Source organism: Streptomyces sp. CB00455 (assembly GCF_001905445.1).
In the GTDB taxonomy this organism is placed as follows: domain Bacteria; phylum Actinomycetota; class Actinomycetes; order Streptomycetales; family Streptomycetaceae; genus Streptomyces.
This window is the reverse complement of the sequence record NZ_LIVQ01000009.1, coordinates 1-17,795: the sequence shown is the minus strand read 5'-3', so window position 1 is coordinate 17,795 and position 17,795 is coordinate 1. Positions and strand designations below refer to the sequence as shown.

Here is a 17,795-nt window from a genome sequence, read left to right as displayed (position 1 = left end):
CTGAACAGAAAGACGTCCGGCGGCGCCGGGAGATTCCCGCATCACCGACTTCACCACACCCCGATGATCGCGGAACGAACAATTCCAGCCATCCATCCTGTTGCGGTAATCGACACCCCACCAGGTGTCATCTGCCGCATATCGGGCCGGACGTGACCGGAAGTACCGGACAACTCGTGATCTTCACCCTGAGGCCCGGCCGAAAATGCCCGGACATGCCTTCGAAGGCGCTCCCCGTCAGTAGTAGGCTCACGCCGTTTGAAATGACAGAACACCCATTCCCGGCAACGGGGTTGAGCTGGGGGAGGCTGGGGAGGCCATGCGCTTTCGCGGGAAGTCGATCCGCCGGAAGATCGTGGCGTTGCTCCTTGTGCCGCTCATCTCCCTGACCGGCCTCTGGGCCTTCGCGACGGTCATCACCGGCCGCCAGGCCGTCCAACTCCTCGACGTCGCCTATGTCATCGACAAGGTCGGCTACCCCATCGAGGACGTCGTCCGCGTCATCCAGAAGGAGCGCCGCCAGACCCTCGTCGTCCTCGGCGACCCCCGCGCCTCCACCGCCACCACCGAGCTCGCCAAACGCCGCGCCGCCACCGACGAAGCCGTCGGACAGATCACCGCGAGCGCCCGCGACCCCGAGGTCGCCGACGAGCTGAGCCCCCAGAACGCCCGTCGCCTGCGCTCCATCCTCGCCGCCTTCCACGGCATCGGAGCCCTGCGCCGCTCCGTCGACCAGAACGCCCTCGACCCCGGCCAGGCACTGGACCTCTACGGCCGCCTCGTCGACCCCTGCTACGAGTTCCTCGCCAACCTCCACGCGCTGGAGAACGTCGAGATGGACAAACAGGGCCGCGCCCTCGTCGGCATCACCCGTGCCCGCGAGGTCCTCTCCCGCGAGGACGCCGTCGTCGCCTCCGCGCTCGCCGCCCGCAACGTCAGCCCCGCCGACGTCCGCCACGTGTCCGACTTCGCTGCGAACCGCACCCTGCTCTACGAGCTGAACCTCGCGGTCCTCCCGCCCGCCGAACGCGAACGCTTCCAGCAGTACTGGGCGGGCGCCGACACCAAGCCACTGCGCGACGCGGAGGAGCGCTTCCTCGCCGGCGGCGCGGGCAAGAACCCGCGCGGCGTCACCGCCGCCCAGTGGGACGAGGCCGCCACCAAGGTCCTCGACGACCTCGCCGCCATGGGCACCGACGCCGGTGACCGCTACCAAAAACGCGTCGAGCCCGTCGCCATGGGCGTCCTGCTCCAGGCCGCCGTCGCCGGGATCCTCGGCTTCATCGCCCTGATCGTCTCCCTGATCCTCTCCGTGCGCATCGGCCGCGACCTGATCCGCGACCTCTCCCGCCTCCGCAAGGAGGCCCACGAGGCCTCCGGCGTCCGGCTGCCGGGCGTGATGCGCCGGCTCGCCGCCGGCGAGCACATCGACGTGGAGACCGAGGCCCCGCGCCTGGAATACGAGAAGGACGAGGTCGGCCAGGTCGGCCAGGCCCTCAACACCCTCCAGCGCGCCGCCGTCGAGGCCGCCGTCAAACAGGCCGAGCTGCGCCGCGGCGTCGCCGAGGTGTTCGTCAACCTGGCCCGCCGCAACCAGGTGCTCCTGCACCGCCAGCTGACGCTCCTCGACACCATGGAACGCCGCACGGAGGACACCGAGGAGCTCGCCGACCTCTTCCGCCTCGACCACATGACCACCCGCATGCGCCGCCACGCCGAGGGCCTGGTGATCCTCTCCGGAGCCGCCCCCTCCCGCCAGTGGCGCAAACCCGTCCAGCTGATGGACGTCGTACGGGCCGCTGTCGCCGAGGTCGAGGACTACGAGCGCATCGAGGTGCGCCGGCTGCCCCGCATCGGCATAGCGGGCCCCGCCGTCGCCGACGTCACCCACCTCATAGCCGAACTCCTGGAGAACGCCACCGTGTTCTCCCCGCCGCACACCGCCGTCCAGGTGCACGGCGAACGCGTCGCCAACGGCTTCACCCTGGAGATCCACGACCGCGGCCTCGGCATGAACCCGGAGGCGCTGCTCGACGCCAACCTCCGGCTCGCCGAAACCCCCGAGTTCGAACTCTCCGACACCGACCGCCTCGGCCTGTTCGTCGTCAGCCGCCTCGCCCAGCGCCACCACGTCAAGGTCGTCCTCCAGCCCAGCCCGTACGGCGGCACCACCGCGGTGGTCTTCCTCCCGGTGGCCCTGCTGACGGACGCTCCCGAGACCAACGGCACGGGCCTGCGCCTGGACGGCCCCCAGGCGGGGCGGCCCGGCCGGACCACCTCGGCGCGGCCCGCGCCCGCCGCCGTCGGGCGGCCCCCCTCTGCCCGCCCGCTGCCTGCTGCCGAACTGCGCGGTCCGGCCGAACTGCGCGGTCCCGTCGAGCTCGAAGCCCCGGTCGACGTCCTCGGCCTGGACCCGGCCGACCCCCTGGAGGCCGGCCCCGCCACCCCGGCCGGGCCCGCCGCCGGCAGCCCCGGCATCACCGGGACCGGCGCCCGCCCGGCCATGGCCACGCTCGACGACGAGACCCCGCCGAGCGGCACCCCGCGCAGCGCCCTGCTCGGCCTGCGCCCCGCCGACCGGATGCCGCACAACGACCGCCACCGCGAACGGGACCGCGACCGGGATCGCCGCGCCGACCGGCACACGGAGCGGGGCGGCCCGCGCGGCGGCGAACGCGAGCCGCTCGCCCCCACCGGCCCGGTCCGCCTCGACACCCAGCGCCCGGCCCCCGAGGCGCCCCGCCCCGACGGCGTGCGCTCCCCGGGCGCCATCCCCCTGCCTCGCCGCCGCCCCACCCCGACCCTGGTCGCCGAACACGGCCGCCGGGTGGAGCCGCGCCCGGCCCCCGAGGCCCCCCGGCCCGCCTCCGCGCCCGCCTCCGCGACGGCGTCCGGCGCCCGGCCCGCGGTCAGGGCCGCGGCGCCCGCCGCCCCTGCCGCGCCCGCCCCGGGCAGCGGCGCGCTGCCCCGCCGGGTCCGCCAGGCCAGCCTGGCCCCCCAGCTCAAGAACGTCGCGGCGCCCGCACCCGACGCCCCGGCCACCGACCCGGTGGCCGACCGGGACGCGGACGACGTACGCACGCGCATGTCCGCACTCCAGCGCGGCTGGACGGCCGGCCGCAACCAGCACGCACAGCAGCAGTCCGAGACCGAGGCAGGCACCCCCGCCGCCGGCGGCCTGGCGAACAAGAACGAAGGGGACGGTCGATGACCGCACCGCAGACCGGGAACGACACCAGGAGCCGCGGCTCCGGCCCGCTCAACTGGCTCCTCGACGAACTCGTCGACAAGGTCGGCTCCATCCGCAAGGCGGTGGTCCTCTCCGGTGACGGCCTGCCCACCGGCAGCTCCAAGGACCTCACCCGCGAGGACAGCGAGCACCTGGCGGCGGTCGCCTCCGGCTTCCACAGCCTGGCCAAGGGCGTCGGCCGGCACTTCGAAGCGGGCACGGTCCGCCAGACCGTGGTCGAACTCGACGAGGCGTTCCTCTTCGTCATGGCCGCCGGCGACGGCAGCTGCCTGGCCGTCCTGGCCGACGCCGAGTCCGACGTCGGCCAGGTCGCGTACGAGATGACCCTCATGGTCAAGCGAGTGGGCGACCACCTGGCCATCGCCCCGCGCACCGGGCTGCCAGCCGGAGGGTGAGACGGACGGCATGAGCGATCCAGGCCAGGACCACCACGCCCCCACCGCGGCCGGGGACCGAGCCCCCGCCCCCGACCCGGGGCACTGGTTCGACGACGAAGCGGGTCCCGTCGTCCGCCCGTACGCGATGACCCGCGGCCGGACCAGCCACGCGGGGCAGCACCGGCTCGACCTGATCGCCCTGGTCGTCGCCGAGACGGCGGCCGAGGACCCGGTCTGGGACATGACCCTGTCCCCGGAGCACGCCCACATCCTGGGGATGTGCCGCGACAAGCCCCAGTCGGTCGCCGAACTGGCGGCGGAGCTCGACCTCGCGGTCGGTGTCGTCCGTGTCCTGATAGGGGATCTGGTCGACGACGAACTGGTCCGCGTGACCCGGCCGGTACCCCCGGCCGAACTGCCCGATGAATCCATTCTGCGTGAGGTGATCGATGGCCTTCGGGCGCTCTAGTCGCACCGGTGCCATGCACGCCGTGTCGCCGGTCGAGCCGCTGACCCTGAAGATCCTGGTCGCGGGCGGCTTCGGGGTGGGCAAGACCACCCTGGTCAGTGCGGTCAGCGAGATCAGACCGCTGCGGACCGAGGAACGGCTCTCGGAGCCGGGCATCGGCATCGACGACACAGAAGGGGTGGAGGGCAAGAACACCACGACCGTGGCCATGGACTTCGGGCGCATCACACTGCGCGAGGACCTGGTCCTGTACCTCTTCGGCACGCCCGGCCAGGACCGTTTCTGGTTCCTGTGGGACGAGCTGGCCCAGGGCTCGCTCGGCGCCGTGGTCCTTGCGGACACCCGCCGCCTCGCCGACTGCTTCGCCGCCGTCGACTACTTCGAACGGCGCGGGATCCCCTTCGTCGTCGCGGTCAACTGCTTCGACGGGGCGGACCGGCACCCCGTGGTGACCGTACGGGAGGCACTCGACCTCGATCCCGGGGTGCCCGTGCTGCTGTGCGACGCCCGGGACCGGGAATCCGTGAAGGACGTGCTCGTCGGCGTCGTGGAGCACGCGATGTCGCTGGCACGGGCGCGGCGCCGGAGCCTGACGGCGGACGCCTGAACCGGTCCCTTCGCGGTCGCGGGCCCGTCCCACCCGCCGGCGGGGCGGACACGGAGGCGGCCCGTACCCCCGCCGACTGGGGTACGGACCGCAGCTCTCGTGGGGGGTTCGGGTGTCCCGTAACGGCGCGCGCGGGACCGTGGAGCGAGTGTGAACCCGCCGCCGGAGGCCGTCAAGCGTCCGGACAACACCCGCTGGTCACCGCGGCTCAGCGCACCACGACGACCGCCGAGCCGTGTCCGAACAAGCCCTGGTTGGCGGTGATCCCGGTTCGCGCGCCGGGCACCTGCCGGTCCCCGGCCGTACCGCGCAGCTGCCACGTCAGCTCACAGACCTGGGCGATGGCCTGGGCCGGTACCGCCTCCCCGAACGAGGCCAGGCCGCCGCTGGTGTTGACGGGGATCCGCCCTGCGAGGGCGGTCGCGCCCTCGCGGAGGAGCTCGGCGCCCGCGCCCTCGCCGCACAGGCCGATGTCCTCGTACCACTCCAGCTCCAAGGCGGTGGACAGGTCGTACACCTCGGCGAGCGAGAGGTCCTCCGGGCCCAGCCCCGCCTCCTCGTAGGCGGCGCGCGCGATCGAGGACCGGAACGAACGGGTGGCCGTGCCGGAGCCCGCGCCGGGGAGCGCTCCGGAACCCGGCCCGCAACTGGCACCGGCTCCGCAATCGGCACCCGCACCGGCACCGGCAGCCGCATCGAAACCGGTACCGGCACCCGCACCACCGGCTGAGTCTGCCCGGGCGCCCACCGTCGAGTCGGTCGCGATGTCCGGCAGGTCCAGCACCGTCCGCGGATAGGTCGGCGTCACCGTCGAGACGGCCCGGATCCGCACCGGAGCCGTCACGCCGCGCGCCCGCGCGAAGTCCATGCTCGTCAGCACCAGCGCCGCGCCCCCGTCGGAGGTGGCACAGATGTCGAGCAGCCGCAGCGGATCGGCGACGACCGCCGACGCCGCGACCTCCCCGGGGGTGACGGCCTTGCGGTAGCGGGCGTTCGGGTTGAGCGCCCCGGCCGCCGCGTTCTTCACCTTGACCCGGGCGAAGTCCTCGGTGGTGTCCCCGTACACGGCCATCCGGCGGCGCGCGTACAACGCGAAGTACGCCGGGTTGGTGGCGCCCAGCACGCGGAAGCGAAGCCAGTCCGGATCGTCCGGCCGCTCGCCTCCCGCCGGGGCGAAGAACCCCTTGGGCGCCGCGTCCGCGCCCACCACCAGGACGACGTCGGCCAGACCGGCCAGGATCTGCGCCCGGGCCGCGCCGATGGCCTGCGCACCGGACGCGCAGGCCGCGTACACGCTGGTCACCCGTGCTCCCTGCCAGCCGAGCGCCCGGGCGAAGGTCGCACCGGCCACGTAGCCGGGGTATCCCGAGCGCACGGTGTCGGCACCCACGATCGACTGCACGTCAGCCCAGCCCAGCCCGGCATCGGCCAGCGCCTCCCGCGCGGCGGCCCGCCCGTACTCCACGAAGCTGCGCCCCCACTTGCCCCAGGGGTGCATCCCGGCGCCGAGGACGGCGACCTCGCCGCTCACCGGGCCCCTCCCACCGGCCGGAAGCGCCAGGTGGTCCAGGCCGTCCCGGCGTCCTCGTTCAGCACGCCGCCCACCACCTCGACCTCCATCCCGACCGCCAGGTCGCCGACGCCCACCCCGGGCGCCGCCTGCCCCAGCACGACCATCCCCTCGGCCTCCAGCTCCACCGCGACCAGCGTGTACGGCTCCCAGGGCGTATCCGGGTCGGACACGTAGGGCGCCGGCGGCCGGTAGTGCCCGTCGGTGTAGGACCACACCCGGCCGCGCCGGGACAGCGGGACCTCGGCGAGCTCACCGCCGCCCGGACAGTGCGGATTGCGGCAGTACGCGTCCTCCCGCGGGAAGAACACCGCGGCGCAGGCCGAACACCTGGTGCCGAGCAGCCGGAAGCCGCCGTCCGCCGCGCTCTCCGTGAACCACCCGCTCACGACGGGTGTACGTGTCTGTGCCAAGACCCCTCCCGAGCCGTATACCTGACGCATCGTCAGGAGTGTGTCACGGGTGGGGCACGGGGTCACCGGTTCTCGGCGAGCCACTTCCGGGCGATCTCGTCCAGCTCCGCGTCCCGGCCGGTCAGCATCATCCGGATCATCTGCGCGTCCCCGCGCAGCGACCACCCCGGATGGCCGAAGGTGGCAGGATTGTTCTTCTCGATCAGGAAGTGGGCCGGCCACGCGGTCCCGTACCCGATGAGCGGCAGCGCGGCCAGATACCGCTTGCGCCCGCGCACCACCCCGTAGGCGGTCACTGCGAGGCCGGTCAGGGTCCCGGCACAATGCACCCAGCGGGTGGCGGCGCGCGCGTGCATCGCGACGTAGTAGGGCCAGAATTCCTCGTACGAACCGAAAGTCATGCGGGCACGGTACTCACGGCCGGACGGCGCCGACAGCGACGGGAAAATCGAAATGCGTGCCGGGAAACGCCTCGGGGGTGAGGGTGAAGTGCCACCACTCCTCGGGCAGGTTCACGAAACCCTGCTCGGCCAGCGCCGATCTCAGGAGCCGGCGGTGGGCGCGGGCGGCGCCGGTCACCCGCGGATCATCCGTGTGCGAGAGGGGATCGAAGAAGTCGAAGGCCGTCCCCATGTCCACCGCCCGGCCGCGGACCTCCTCCAGGGTGACGTCGACCGTGCTCCCGCGGCTGTGCCCGGACCTCGCGGCGATGTACCCCTCGGGGATCAGCCGGCTCCGCTCCACGTGGGGATAGAACTCCGCCTTGGCTCTTCGTGATCCGGGCCCCTCCGGTTCACCGGCCCACCGCACGAACCGGTCGACCGCCCGCTGCGGCCGGTAGCAGTCGTACACGCGCAGGACGTACCCGCGCCGCAGCAAGCCCCGCTGCGCCCGCCGCAGTGCCTGGGCCGCGGGCCGGGCCAGCAGACAGACCGGCTCCTCGTACCCGTCCACGACCGCACCGGTGAAGTTCCGCTCCCCGGCGTACCGCATGTCCTGCCGAATGCTCGGATCCACTTCGCGCAGCGAGACGAATCCCCGCGGCGCCGCCGGCACCGGCCCCGGCGCGCGCGGCGCGGTGGACCGGGCCGCCGCTACCGGGGGCGGCCCCAGCCGGGGCTGCGCCGGGTGCCCGGCGACCGCCGTCCCGCCGGCCGCCACGGTCAGCAGAACCAGTACGCCCGCAACAGCAGTCATCCGCATACCCCTTGGCATACCATCGCCGGATGCCGGAACAGCTCAGCAACGCGCAACCGCACCAGGGCCCGCACGCGTACTGCTCCACCTGCGGGGCGCCGTACGCCACGGGCCCGTCCACGGGCACGGCCGCGGCTACCGGCACAGGTCCGTCCACGGCTACGGCTACGGCTACGGGCCCGGCCACGGCCGCGCCCGCCTGGCCCCGCACCTGCGCCTCCTGCGGGACCACCGCCTACCGCAACCCGCTTCCGGTGGCCGTCACCCTCCTCCCGGTAGAGGACGCGGAGGGCACCGGGCTCGTCGTCATCACCCGCGCCATCGAACCGGCCCTCGGCGGCACCGCGCTCCCCGGCGGCTTCATCGACTTCGGCGAGGACTGGCGCGACGCGGTCGTCCGCGAACTCCGCGAGGAGACCGGCATCACGGCCCCCGCGTCGGAGGTCACCCTCGCCGACGCCCTCAGCTCTCCGGCGGGTCACCTCCTCCTCTTCGGTCTCCTCCCGCTCCGGCCCACCGCCACCCTCCCCGCCCCGGCGCCCACGCACGAGACCACGGGCTGGCACATCCTGCGCACCCCGGCCGAACTGGCCTTCCCCCTCCACACCCAGGCCGCCGCGTCCTGGTTCGCAGGCCGCTACACCCCTTGAGGACCCGCGCACAGCCGGCCCCGCGGTGCCCCACCCCGCCGGCCACGGCCACCCCCGCGACCCGCCCGCCACCACACCACACGACCCCGCCCGAGGCCCCACCGTGCGCTCCCGCCGTGCGGCCTCGTCCGGCGTCCCGCCCCGCCGTGCGTTCGCGCCGGGCGAGCCCCGCCGGGCCTCGCGCGTTGGTCCGCCAGCCGACTGCCCGGCCGGGTCCGGCGATGCGGCCGGGGAAACCCGCCCATCCGGCTCCCCGGCCGCATCCGGGTGGCCCGGTGGCCTCCTACAGCCCCCGCACGACCACGTCCCCGGCCTCGGCCCCCGTCTCCGTCTCGACCCGCAGTGCGTCCCCGGCCCACCGCACGGTGTACCGCTCCACCTCGCCCGGTTCGAAGCCCGGGCCCGGATCCCGGACCACCACGCCGCCACCCGTGCGGCCCCGCGCCGGGGCCCACACTTCCAGCTCCACCCCGCCGTCCCCTCCGGCCGCCCGCACCGGCAGCACCGAGCCCGCCCGCGCCAGCACAGGGATCCGGCCCTGCGGGGCGTCCAGCAGGATCTGCCCCGGGCCCTCGTACGCCTCCCCGGTCGCCGTGTCGTACCACCGCCCCCTCGGCAGCCGCACCGCCCGCCGGTCCGCCCCGCGCTCCAGCACCGGCGCGACCAGCAGCGCGTCTCCCAGCAGGAAGGCGTCCTCGCAGTCCCGCAGCCGCCGCTCCTCCGGCGCACCCCACCACAGCGGCCGCACGTACGGGGCCCCCGTCCGCCGCGCCAGGTGTGCCAGCGACACGAAGTACGGCCGCAGCCGCTCCCGCTCCGCGATCACCGCGCGGGCCGCCTCCTCCACCTCCGGCCCGAACTCCCACGGCTCCCGCCGCCCGGCCCACAGCGCCGAGTGGGTCCGGAACAGCGGCAGGTACGCCCCCAGTTGCAGCCACCGCAGGTAGAGCTCGGGCGAAGGGGACCCGCCGAAACCCCCGACGTCCGGCCCCGAGTACGGCACCCCGCACAGCCCGAGTCCCAGCACCAGCGCCAGCGAGGCCCGCAGCCCCGCCCAGCTGCTGTCCACGTCTCCGGACCACGACCCCCCGTACCGCTGCATCCCCGCCCACCCCGACCGGGAGAACAGGAACGGCCGCTCGGCGGGCCGCAGCCGGACCAGCCCCTCCCAGCCCGCCCGTGCCATCCCCAGGGCGTAGACGTTGTGCCCGGCCCGGTGGTCCCCGCCCGCGCCGTCCATCGCGTGCCGCGCGGACCGCGGCAGCGTGGAGTCCCCGAAGGGCGCGAAGGACACCGGCTCGTTCATGTCGTGCCAGAAACCCGCGAAACCCTGTGCCAGCCGCTCCTCGTACAGCCCGCCCCACCACTCCCGTACCGCGGGATCCGTGAAGTCCGGGTACACGCACTCGCCCGGCCAGACCTCGCCGCGCACCTCCGCCCCCCGCGCGTCCCGTACGAAGGCCCCCGCCGCCCCCACCGCCCGCCCGGCCGTGTGCACCGCGTCGCCCGCCTTCACCGCCGGGTCCACGATGGACACGAGCCGCACCCCCCGCCCCGCCAGTTCCCGCGCCAATCCCGGCAGATCGGGGAAGTTGTCCCGGTCCACCGTGAACACCCGGTGCCCGTCGTAGTGGTCGATGTCCAGGTGTACGGCCGACAGCGCGAGCCCGCGCGCCGCATAGCCGTCCACCACCCGGCGCACCTCCGCCGCAGTCCCGAACCCCCACCGTGCGTGCTGGTACCCCAGGGCCCACTCCGGCGGCACCGCGGCCGCGCCCGTCAGCACCGACCAGCCCTGCAGCACCCGCGCCGGCGTTCCCACCAGCACCCAGCACCGGAGGGGCCCGCCCTCCATGCGCAGTTCGCTCGACCCGGGGCGGTCGGCCCCCGAGCCCGCGCCTTCCTCGCCCTCGCGCAACAGCACCCTGCCGTCCCAGGAGTTGTCGTGGAACACCAGGTGCGTGCCCGCGTCCGCCACGACCAGCTGCACCGGCATGGTGAGGTACAGCGGATCGTCGCCCGGTCCGAAGCCGCCCTTGGGGTCCGTGTTCCACAGCCGGTACACACCGTCCCGCAGCCGCGGGCCCGCCGACCGCGCGCCCAGCCCGAAGAACCGCGCGTCCGCCGCCACCTCACTGCGCTGCGACCACCGCCCCGCCCCGCCTGCGCCGCCCGCCCCACCGACGGCTCCGTCCCCGCCGACCGGCCCCACCCCGTCGCCTTCCCCGCCCGCCGCCGCCCCGCCCACGCCCGCCGCCGCCACGCCCGCCGCCGCCCCGCCCACGCCCACCGGCTCCGCGCCCGGGGCCACCGGCTGCACCGGCTCCCACCACCGCGGCGGCAGCTCCCGCCGCAGCACCGTCCCGCCCGGCGTGCGCACCTCGACCGCCCCGTGCCGGGACACCGCCACCGTCACCCGCTCCGACACCACCCGCCAGCCACCCCCGGTGTCCGGCTCCAGCACCGCCCGCGGGTCCGGCTCCGGCCCCGAGCCCACCACCGCGTACGACGGAGTCGGCGCCGCCCCGTCCCAGCCCCAGAAGACGGCGCCCCCGGCCGTGACCCGAACCAGCAGCTCCGAGCGCGCGAACCGCAGCACGCCCCCGCCCGGCCGCGGCTCCGTACCCCTCAGCAGCCCCGGCACCCGCGCCCGCTCCGCGCCCCGGCGCGCGAGCCCCGTCGCGTCCGCCCGCCGGTGGCGCCACGCCGAAAGCCAGGCGCGCCGCCCGCGCTCCGTACCCATGTCCTTCACCGCACGCACCAGATCGCGACCGTCCATGCGCCTCACCCTGCCACCGGGCCGCAGCCCGGGGGACGGCGTTCAACTGCCGTTCACCCTGGAGCGGCGCCCCTACGACGATCACCCCGCCGCCCGGGAACGGCTCTGGTGCGCAGGTCGATCACATGGCATCGTCCCAGTGAGCCGCCGCGCCCACACCCCCCGCGCGATGGCACCGTACGCACACGAAGCGCGAGCCGCAGACTTGACCGGGAGCCGACCCATGACCTCAGCCACGCAGCCGGAACCCCTCTGGGCCCCTGGCCCCGACCGGATCGCCGCGGCCCGGATCACCGCCTTCCACGCCTGGGCCGCCGACCGCTTCGGAGCCCCGGCCGACGGCGGCTACGCGGCCCTGCACCGCTGGTCCGTCGAGGAGCTCGACACCTTCTGGCAGGCCGTCGCCGAGTGGTTCGAGGTCCGCTTCACCACCCCGTACGCATCCGTCCTCGACGACCGCACCATGCCCGGCGCCCAGTGGTTCACCGGATCCACCCTCAACTACGCCGAGCACGCGCTGCGCGCCGCCGAGGACCCGGCCCGCGCCGAGGACCCCGCCCTCCTCCACGTGGACGAGACCCACGAGACCACCCCCGTCACCTGGGCCGGGCTCCGCCGCCAGGTCGGCTCCCTCGCCGCCGAGCTGCGCGCCCTCGGCGTGCGCCCCGGCGACCGCGTCAGCGGCTACCTCCCCAACATCCCCGAGGCCGTCGTCGCGCTCCTCGCCACCGCCGCCGTCGGAGGCGTATGGACCTCCTGCGCCCCCGACTTCGGCGCCCGCAGCGTCCTCGACCGCTTCCAGCAGGTCGAACCGGTCGTCCTGTTCACCGTGGACGGCTACCGCTACGGGGGCAAGGAACACGACCGCCGCGACACCGTGGCCGAGCTCCGCGCGGAGCTGCCCTCCCTGCGCGCCGTCGTCCACATCCCCCTCCTCGGCACGCCGGCCCCCGAGGGCGCCCTCGACTGGGCCGCCCTCACGGCCGCGGACACCGAGCCCGTCTTCGAGTCCGTCCCCTTCGACCACCCCCTGTGGGTCCTCTACTCCTCCGGTACGACCGGCCTGCCCAAGGCCATCGTCCAGTCCCAGGGCGGCATCCTCCTCGAACACCTCAAGCAGCTCGGCCTGCACTGCGACCTCGGCCCGCAGGACCGGTTCTTCTGGTACACCTCCACCGGCTGGATGATGTGGAACTTCCTCGTCTCCGGCCTGCTCACCGGCACCACCGTCGTCCTATACGACGGCAGCCCCGGCTTCCCCGACACCGGCGCCCAGTGGCGCATCGCCGAGCGCACCGGAGCCACCCTCTACGGAACCTCCGCCGCCTACGTCATGGCCTGCCGCAAGGCCGGGGTCCACCCGTCCCGCGACTTCGACCTCTCCGCCGTGAAGTGCGTGGCGACGACCGGCTCACCCCTCCCGCCCGACGGCTTCCGCTGGCTGCACGACGAGGTCGCCGAAGACCTCTGGATCGCCTCCGTCAGCGGCGGCACCGACGTCTGCAGCTGCTTCGCGGGCGCCGTCCCCACCCTCCCCGTCCACATCGGCGAGCTCCAGGCCGCCTGCCTCGGTACGGACCTCCAGGCATGGGACCCCTCAGGCAAGCCCGTCACCGGCGAGGTCGGCGAGCTCGTCGTCACCAACCCCATGCCGTCGATGCCGATCCGCTTCTGGAACGACCCCGACGGCAGCCGTTACCGCGACAGCTACTTCGAGATGTTCCCGGGCGTCTGGCGCCACGGGGACTGGATCACCATCACCGACCACGATTCGGTGATCATCCACGGCCGCTCCGACTCCACCCTCAACCGCCAGGGCGTCCGTATGGGCTCCGCCGACATCTACGAGGCCGTCGAGCGCCTCCCCGAGATCAGGGAATCCCTGGTCATCGGGCTGGAAGAGCCGAACGGCGGCTACTGGATGCCGCTCTTCGTCCACCTCGTCCCCGGAGCCGCCCTCGACGAAGGCCTCCGCGCCCGGATCAAGGCCACCATCCGCGAGGAACTCTCCCCGCGCCACGTCCCGGACGAGATCATCGAAGTCCCCGGCATCCCGCACACCCTCACCGGCAAGCGCATCGAGGTCCCCGTCAAGCGGCTCCTCCAGGGCGCGCCGCTGGCCAAGGCGGTCAACCCGGGCTCCGTCGACAACCTCGACCTCCTCCACTTCTACGAGGAGCTGGCCCGCACCCGCGGCTGAGGTCACTGTCAGTGGCGATGATTACTCTGAGTGAGCAAGTGATTGCGACACTCAGGGGGAGCCATGCCACCGAAGAACAACGCCGGGCACCGCACCACGGGCGCCGGTCCCACCGACCGCCGCCGCCGGCTGCGCCGCGAGGTCCCCAGCACCGTCGGCCTGCTGGCCGACGCCGGGGACTTCGCCGCCATGCGCGGCTACCGCAGCTTCGCCTTCGACGACCACCAGGACTACCTGCGCCACGTCGACGGCCTGCTGCGGTCCCTCGCCGCCCAGGGCATCCACACCACCGTCGTGCTCTTCGACCCCGAGGAATACGCCGACTACTGCGGGGAGCACGGCCTCGATCCCGACACCGCCGAAACCCGCACCCGCTTCACCGCGGAACTGGCCGGCGCCGGCGCCACCCTGCCCTACACCGGCCAGCCCATCGACGAACTCGTCCCGCTCCTCGTCGACGAAGCAGTCCGGCACGCCACCTGGGAATACGCCACCACCCTCCTCGCCGAGGCCGGCACCTGCGCGGACTGCGGTGAGGACATCGGCCACACCTCCTTCGAACGTGCCGCCGCCGCCCTCCGCAGGCTCGTGTCGGGCGCCGGCCCCGGCCGCCACCACCTCGTCTGCAGCGTCCCGACCCGGGCGGAGCAGCTCGTGGCGGTCCTCCACGCCGAGACCGGACCGGATCCGGAAGCCCCACCCCGCATCGAAGGCAGCGACGGCCTCGACTTCGTGACCGTCCTGGCCGCCGGCCTCGCCCTCGGCGGCCCCGGGGGACTGGTACTGCGGAGCACCACCGAGGGCCACCGGGACCGGGTCCACGGCTGGCGCCTGGACCGCGGCCGTCTCACCGCCCTCTCGGCAGCGGCCGTCTTCAACGCCTACTGCACGGATGCGGACACCGGGGAGCCCGTCGCCCCCGAGCCGGGCGTCGAGTACTGCCCCGGCTACGAGGTCGACGGCCCGGGCCCCCACCACTAGCGGGGCGCCCGGGCAGGAACGACAAGCGGGCAGGAACGACAAGCGGGCAGGAACGACAAGGGGAGCCGAGCGCCGTCACCACGCCCGGAGACGGCCGAGGGGCCCTCGCCACCGGCGAAGGCCCCTCGACTCGACAACCCGCCAGGTCGTGTCACTCGCCGGACAGCACCGCCCGGGCGGCCAGCCGGGCCTCCTCGGCGCTGTCGCACGCCCGCGCCGCGGCCGCGGCGCGCCGGCACTGCGCCAGCGTGTACTTCGCGAGGGTCGCCCGCACGTACGGAATCGAGGCGGCACCCATCGACAGGGAGGTGACGCCCAGACCCGTCAGCACACACGCCAGCAGCGGGTCCGAAGCAGCCTCGCCGCAGACACCGCAGCTCTTGCCCTCCGCCTTGGCGGCCTCGGCCGACACGGCGATCAGATCGAGCAGCGCCGGCTGCCAGGGGTCCTGGAGCCGGGACACCGCACCGACCTGACGGTCGGCGGCGAAGGCGTACTGCGCCAGGTCGTTGGTCCCCAGCGACAGGAACTCGACCTCCTGGAGGATCGAGCGCGCCCGCAGCGCGGCGGAGGGGATCTCCACCATCGCGCCGAACTTCGCCCGCAGCCCCGCCTCGCGGCACGCGTCCGCGAAAGCCTTGGCATCGGCCCGGTCCGCCACCATCGGGGCCATGACCTCCAGGTGGACGGGCAGCCCCTCGGACGCCTTGGCCAGCGCGGTCAGCTGCGTCCGCAGCACCTCGGGGTGGTCCAGCAGCGCGCGCAGCCCGCGTACGCCCAGCGCCGGGTTCGGCTCGTCGGACGGAGTCAGGAAGTCCAGCGGCTTGTCGGCGCCGGCGTCCAGGACGCGTACGACGACCCGACCCTCCGGGAAGGCCTCCAGCACCTTGCGGTAGGACTCGACCTGCTTCTCCTCGGACGGCGCCTTCTTGCTGTCGTCCAGGAACAGGAACTCGGTGCGGAACAGGCCCACGCCCTCCGCCCCGGCCTCGACCGCGGCCGGCACGTCGGACGGACCGCCGACGTTGGCCAGCAGTGGCACCTTGTGCCCGTCGGAGGTCGCGCCCGGACCGGACGACGCGGCGAGAGCGGCCCTGCGCTCGGCGGCCGACGCCTCCAGCTCGGCCCGCTTCTGCGCGGTCGGCTCGATCCACAGGTCACCGGTGCTGCCGTCGACGGCGATGACCGTGCCCTCGGCGATCTCGCCCGCACCCGGCAACGCCACGATCGCCGGCACCCCCAGGGCCCGCGCGAGGATCGCGCTGTGGCTGGTCGGACCGCCTTCCTCGGTGACGAAGCCGAGGACGAGCGCCGGGTCGAGCAGGGCCGTGTCGGCGGGGGCCAGGTCCCTCGCGATCAGTACGTACGGCTCGTCGCTGTCGGGGACACCCGGCATCGGCACGCCCAACAGGCGCGCCACGATCCGGTTCCGTACGTCGTCCAGGTCGGCCACGCGGCCGGCCATGTACTCACCGGCTCCCGCGAGCAGGTCGCGGTAGGAGGCGAACGCGTCGTACACGCCCCGCTCCGCGGTGCTGCCGACGGCGATCCGCCGGTCGACGTCCGCCATCAGCTCGGGGTCCGTGGCGATCATCGCCTGAGCCTCTAGCACGTGCTGGGCTTCGCCACCGGCCAGCTGGCCGCGTGCGATCAGGTCGGCCGACACGGCTCCCACGGCCTGACGGGCGCGCCCCTGTTCGCGCTCCGCCTCGTCCGCGGTGATCTGCTTGGCCGGCGGTTCGAGGACCGCCGTACCCATGTGCCGAACCTCGCCGATCGCCACACCGTGGCTCACGCCGACGCCTCGCAGCGTTGTCTCCATTTCACCCGTCTCCGATTGAGCGGCGGACCGAGCCGCCGCGGTGGATGTCCGACTCGCCCGTGCAGGCGGACGTATCACTTCCAGTTGAAGAGAACGTCCCCGGCCTTCATGTCGCCGCCCTCGGCCACATCGGAGAGGGACTCGGCAGACGCCTCCAGCGCCACCACGGGGCATACGGGGGACTTGCCCGCGGCCTCGACCGCGGCAGGGTTCCAGCGGATGACGGCCTGGCCGCGCGTCACGGTGTCGCCCTTGTTGACGAGCAGCTCGAAGCCCTCGCCGTTGAGCTGGACGGTGTCGATCCCCAGGTGCGTGAGCACACCGTGGCCTTCACCGTCGACGACGACGTACGCGTGCGGGTGCAGGGAGACGACCACACCCTCAACGGGGGACACCGCCTCCGAGGGCTCGCGCACGGGATCGATAGCGGTGCCCGGTCCCACCATCGCGCCGGAGAACACCGGATCGGGCACTGCCGCGAGTCCGATGGCGCGCCCGGCAAGTGGGGACGTCACGCTGGTCATGGGGGCCTCCCAGGGGTGGGGCTTCTCAGTGGCGCCGTCACTACCTGTCGCGAACGGCGCACTCTTCAGAAGGATAAGTCAGTAGATGTTCGGGTTCGCCTGATGTAGGTCCAGACCGAACTGGTCCCTCGGCAGGGAGACTAGTGGACTAGACCGGTGGACTAGACCATACGCCCGGAACGATTTGCCTGGGCACCGGTGGGTGTGTACTGTCGTGAGTCCCGCAGCGACGGATCGTGTGAACTTCTCGCGAACGTACGCCGGACGGGATCCCTCTCTTCAGTATCGATCTTCCTCTGGATCATCTTTCCGTATGCCTTCGGGCTGGCTGGTACGGCGGGTGGTCAGTCCGGCGGAGAATCGCTGCTAGAGTCGGAATCGCCGGAAAGGGAAAGCGCGAAAGCGCAGGACCTGGAAAGCACCGAGGAAATCGGGGCCGAAATGCTCTGATAGAGTCGGAAACGCAAGACAGCAGAACAGAACGAAGCCCGGAGGAAAGCCCCAGTAGTGATACTGCGGTGAGTACAAAGGAAGCGTCCGTTCCTTGAGAACTCAACAGCGTGCCAAAAATCAACGCCAAAAGTTGATACCCCGTCCATTTCGGTGGATGAGGTTCCTTTGAAAAAGACCTGTGGGGCTCCGGTTTCGGGGTGCTTGCAGGCGATTACACAGCGAGGACGTTGTGGCGCGTCGGTCTTATTCCGACTGGACGTGCCCGCTCTAAGTGATGTGTGCACCCGATTACGGGTAAACATTCATGGAGAGTTTGATCCTGGCTCAGGACGAACGCTGGCGGCGTGCTTAACACATGCAAGTCGAACGATGAAGCCCTTCGGGGTGGATTAGTGGCGAACGGGTGAGTAACACGTGGGCAATCTGCCCTTCACTCTGGGACAAGCCCTGGAAACGGGGTCTAATACCGGATAATACTCCTGCCTGCATGGGTGGGGGTTGAA

Annotated in this window: 14 protein-coding genes and 1 rRNA gene; 8 read left to right on the top strand and 7 right to left on the bottom strand. The window is 73.1% G+C overall.

Translation table 11 applies throughout. The annotated features are described in order from the left end of the window. The first annotated feature begins 319 nt into the window (after positions 1 to 319). From AMK16_RS28525 to AMK16_RS28510, 4 genes are read left to right on the top strand one after another with little or no spacing between them, the layout of a single operon-like run. Complete coding sequence (locus tag AMK16_RS28525) at positions 320 to 3,211, top strand: sensor histidine kinase (protein ID WP_073920208.1); 2,892 nt, start codon at positions 320 to 322, stop codon at positions 3,209 to 3,211. Beyond that, positions 3,208 to 3,645, top strand: coding sequence for a roadblock/LC7 domain-containing protein (locus AMK16_RS28520; protein ID WP_073920207.1), 438 nt, complete (start codon positions 3,208 to 3,210; stop codon positions 3,643 to 3,645). The genes AMK16_RS28525 and AMK16_RS28520 overlap by 4 nt, the downstream gene beginning before the upstream one ends. Positions 3,646 to 3,655: 10 nt before the next feature. After that, complete coding sequence (locus AMK16_RS28515) at positions 3,656 to 4,096, top strand: DUF742 domain-containing protein (protein ID WP_073920206.1); 441 nt, start codon at positions 3,656 to 3,658, stop codon at positions 4,094 to 4,096. Further along, the gene (locus AMK16_RS28510) at positions 4,077 to 4,703 is read left to right on the top strand and encodes a GTP-binding protein (protein WP_073920205.1); all 627 of its coding nucleotides are present in this window, start codon (positions 4,077 to 4,079) and stop codon (positions 4,701 to 4,703) included. The genes AMK16_RS28515 and AMK16_RS28510 overlap by 20 nt, the downstream gene beginning before the upstream one ends. A gap of 208 nt (positions 4,704 to 4,911) precedes the next feature. Here the strand turns inward: AMK16_RS28510 and AMK16_RS37785 are convergent, their stop codons facing one another. Genes AMK16_RS37785 through AMK16_RS28485 form a run of 4 tightly spaced genes read right to left on the bottom strand, consistent with a single transcriptional unit; the run spans position 4,912 to position 7,883 of the window. Continuing rightward, positions 4,912 to 6,234 carry a lipid-transfer protein gene (locus AMK16_RS37785; RefSeq protein ID WP_242438977.1) on the bottom strand — a complete coding sequence of 441 codons (1,323 nt, stop codon included), beginning with the start codon at positions 6,232 to 6,234 and terminating at the stop codon, positions 4,912 to 4,914. Continuing rightward, positions 6,231 to 6,716 (bottom strand): Zn-ribbon domain-containing OB-fold protein, encoded by a 486-nt coding sequence (locus tag AMK16_RS28495; RefSeq protein WP_073920432.1) that lies wholly within the window; start codon positions 6,714 to 6,716, stop codon positions 6,231 to 6,233. The genes AMK16_RS37785 and AMK16_RS28495 overlap by 4 nt, the downstream gene beginning before the upstream one ends. Before the next feature lie 32 nt (positions 6,717 to 6,748). Beyond that, positions 6,749 to 7,087, bottom strand: coding sequence for a DUF962 domain-containing protein (locus AMK16_RS28490; RefSeq protein WP_073920204.1), 339 nt, complete (start codon positions 7,085 to 7,087; stop codon positions 6,749 to 6,751). A 13-nt stretch (positions 7,088 to 7,100) separates the two neighbouring features. Further along, the gene (locus tag AMK16_RS28485) at positions 7,101 to 7,883 is read right to left on the bottom strand and encodes a M15 family metallopeptidase (RefSeq protein WP_073920431.1); all 783 of its coding nucleotides are present in this window, start codon (positions 7,881 to 7,883) and stop codon (positions 7,101 to 7,103) included. A gap of 29 nt (positions 7,884 to 7,912) precedes the next feature. On the opposite strand from AMK16_RS28485, the gene AMK16_RS28480 reads away from it, so the two are divergent. After that, positions 7,913 to 8,533, top strand: coding sequence for an NUDIX domain-containing protein (locus tag AMK16_RS28480; protein ID WP_073920203.1), 621 nt, complete (start codon positions 7,913 to 7,915; stop codon positions 8,531 to 8,533). A gap of 283 nt (positions 8,534 to 8,816) precedes the next feature. Here AMK16_RS28480 and AMK16_RS28475 read toward each other — a convergent pair whose 3' ends face one another. Further along, the gene (locus tag AMK16_RS28475; RefSeq protein ID WP_073920202.1) at positions 8,817 to 11,312 is read right to left on the bottom strand and encodes a glycoside hydrolase family 31 protein; all 2,496 of its coding nucleotides are present in this window, start codon (positions 11,310 to 11,312) and stop codon (positions 8,817 to 8,819) included. A gap of 223 nt (positions 11,313 to 11,535) precedes the next feature. On the opposite strand from AMK16_RS28475, the gene AMK16_RS28470 reads away from it, so the two are divergent. Both AMK16_RS28470 and AMK16_RS28465 read left to right on the top strand, forming a co-directional pair. Beyond that, positions 11,536 to 13,512, top strand: a complete 1,977-nt coding sequence (locus tag AMK16_RS28470; RefSeq protein WP_073920201.1) for an acetoacetate--CoA ligase — start codon at positions 11,536 to 11,538, stop codon at positions 13,510 to 13,512. A gap of 63 nt (positions 13,513 to 13,575) precedes the next feature. Then, positions 13,576 to 14,493 (top strand): hypothetical protein, encoded by a 918-nt coding sequence (locus AMK16_RS28465; RefSeq protein WP_073920200.1) that lies wholly within the window; start codon positions 13,576 to 13,578, stop codon positions 14,491 to 14,493. 151 nt (positions 14,494 to 14,644) lie between these two features. On the opposite strand, the gene ptsP is transcribed toward AMK16_RS28465, so the two are convergent. Together ptsP and AMK16_RS28455 are read right to left on the bottom strand one after the other, a co-directional pair. Then, a complete protein-coding gene (gene ptsP / locus AMK16_RS28460; protein WP_073920199.1) occupies positions 14,645 to 16,315 on the bottom strand; it encodes a phosphoenolpyruvate--protein phosphotransferase in 1,671 nt (556 codons plus the stop codon). A gap of 74 nt (positions 16,316 to 16,389) precedes the next feature. Next, positions 16,390 to 16,839, bottom strand: coding sequence for a PTS sugar transporter subunit IIA (locus tag AMK16_RS28455; RefSeq protein ID WP_073920198.1), 450 nt, complete (start codon positions 16,837 to 16,839; stop codon positions 16,390 to 16,392). A gap of 754 nt (positions 16,840 to 17,593) precedes the next feature. Here AMK16_RS28455 and AMK16_RS28445 point away from each other — a divergent pair. Beyond that, positions 17,594 to 17,795 (top strand): 16S ribosomal RNA (locus AMK16_RS28445); the annotation flags it as partial.

Coding starts and splice junctions, on each gene's coding strand:
- AMK16_RS28525 (WP_073920208.1), top strand. CDS start 320: ATGCGCTTTCGCGGGAAGTCGATCCGCCGGAAGATCGTGGCGTTGCTC.
- AMK16_RS28520 (WP_073920207.1), top strand. CDS start 3,208: ATGACCGCACCGCAGACCGGGAACGACACCAGGAGCCGCGGCTCCGGC.
- AMK16_RS28515 (WP_073920206.1), top strand. CDS start 3,656: ATGAGCGATCCAGGCCAGGACCACCACGCCCCCACCGCGGCCGGGGAC.
- AMK16_RS28510 (WP_073920205.1), top strand. CDS start 4,077: ATGGCCTTCGGGCGCTCTAGTCGCACCGGTGCCATGCACGCCGTGTCG.
- AMK16_RS28495 (WP_073920432.1), bottom strand. CDS start 6,716: ATGCGTCAGGTATACGGCTCGGGAGGGGTCTTGGCACAGACACGTACA.
- AMK16_RS28490 (WP_073920204.1), bottom strand. CDS start 7,087: ATGACTTTCGGTTCGTACGAGGAATTCTGGCCCTACTACGTCGCGATG.
- AMK16_RS28485 (WP_073920431.1), bottom strand. CDS start 7,883: ATGACTGCTGTTGCGGGCGTACTGGTTCTGCTGACCGTGGCGGCCGGC.
- AMK16_RS28480 (WP_073920203.1), top strand. CDS start 7,913: ATGCCGGAACAGCTCAGCAACGCGCAACCGCACCAGGGCCCGCACGCG.
- AMK16_RS28475 (WP_073920202.1), bottom strand. CDS start 11,312: ATGGACGGTCGCGATCTGGTGCGTGCGGTGAAGGACATGGGTACGGAG.
- AMK16_RS28470 (WP_073920201.1), top strand. CDS start 11,536: ATGACCTCAGCCACGCAGCCGGAACCCCTCTGGGCCCCTGGCCCCGAC.
- AMK16_RS28465 (WP_073920200.1), top strand. CDS start 13,576: ATGCCACCGAAGAACAACGCCGGGCACCGCACCACGGGCGCCGGTCCC.
- ptsP (WP_073920199.1), bottom strand. CDS start 16,315: ATGGAGACAACGCTGCGAGGCGTCGGCGTGAGCCACGGTGTGGCGATC.
- AMK16_RS28455 (WP_073920198.1), bottom strand. CDS start 16,839: ATGACCAGCGTGACGTCCCCACTTGCCGGGCGCGCCATCGGACTCGCG.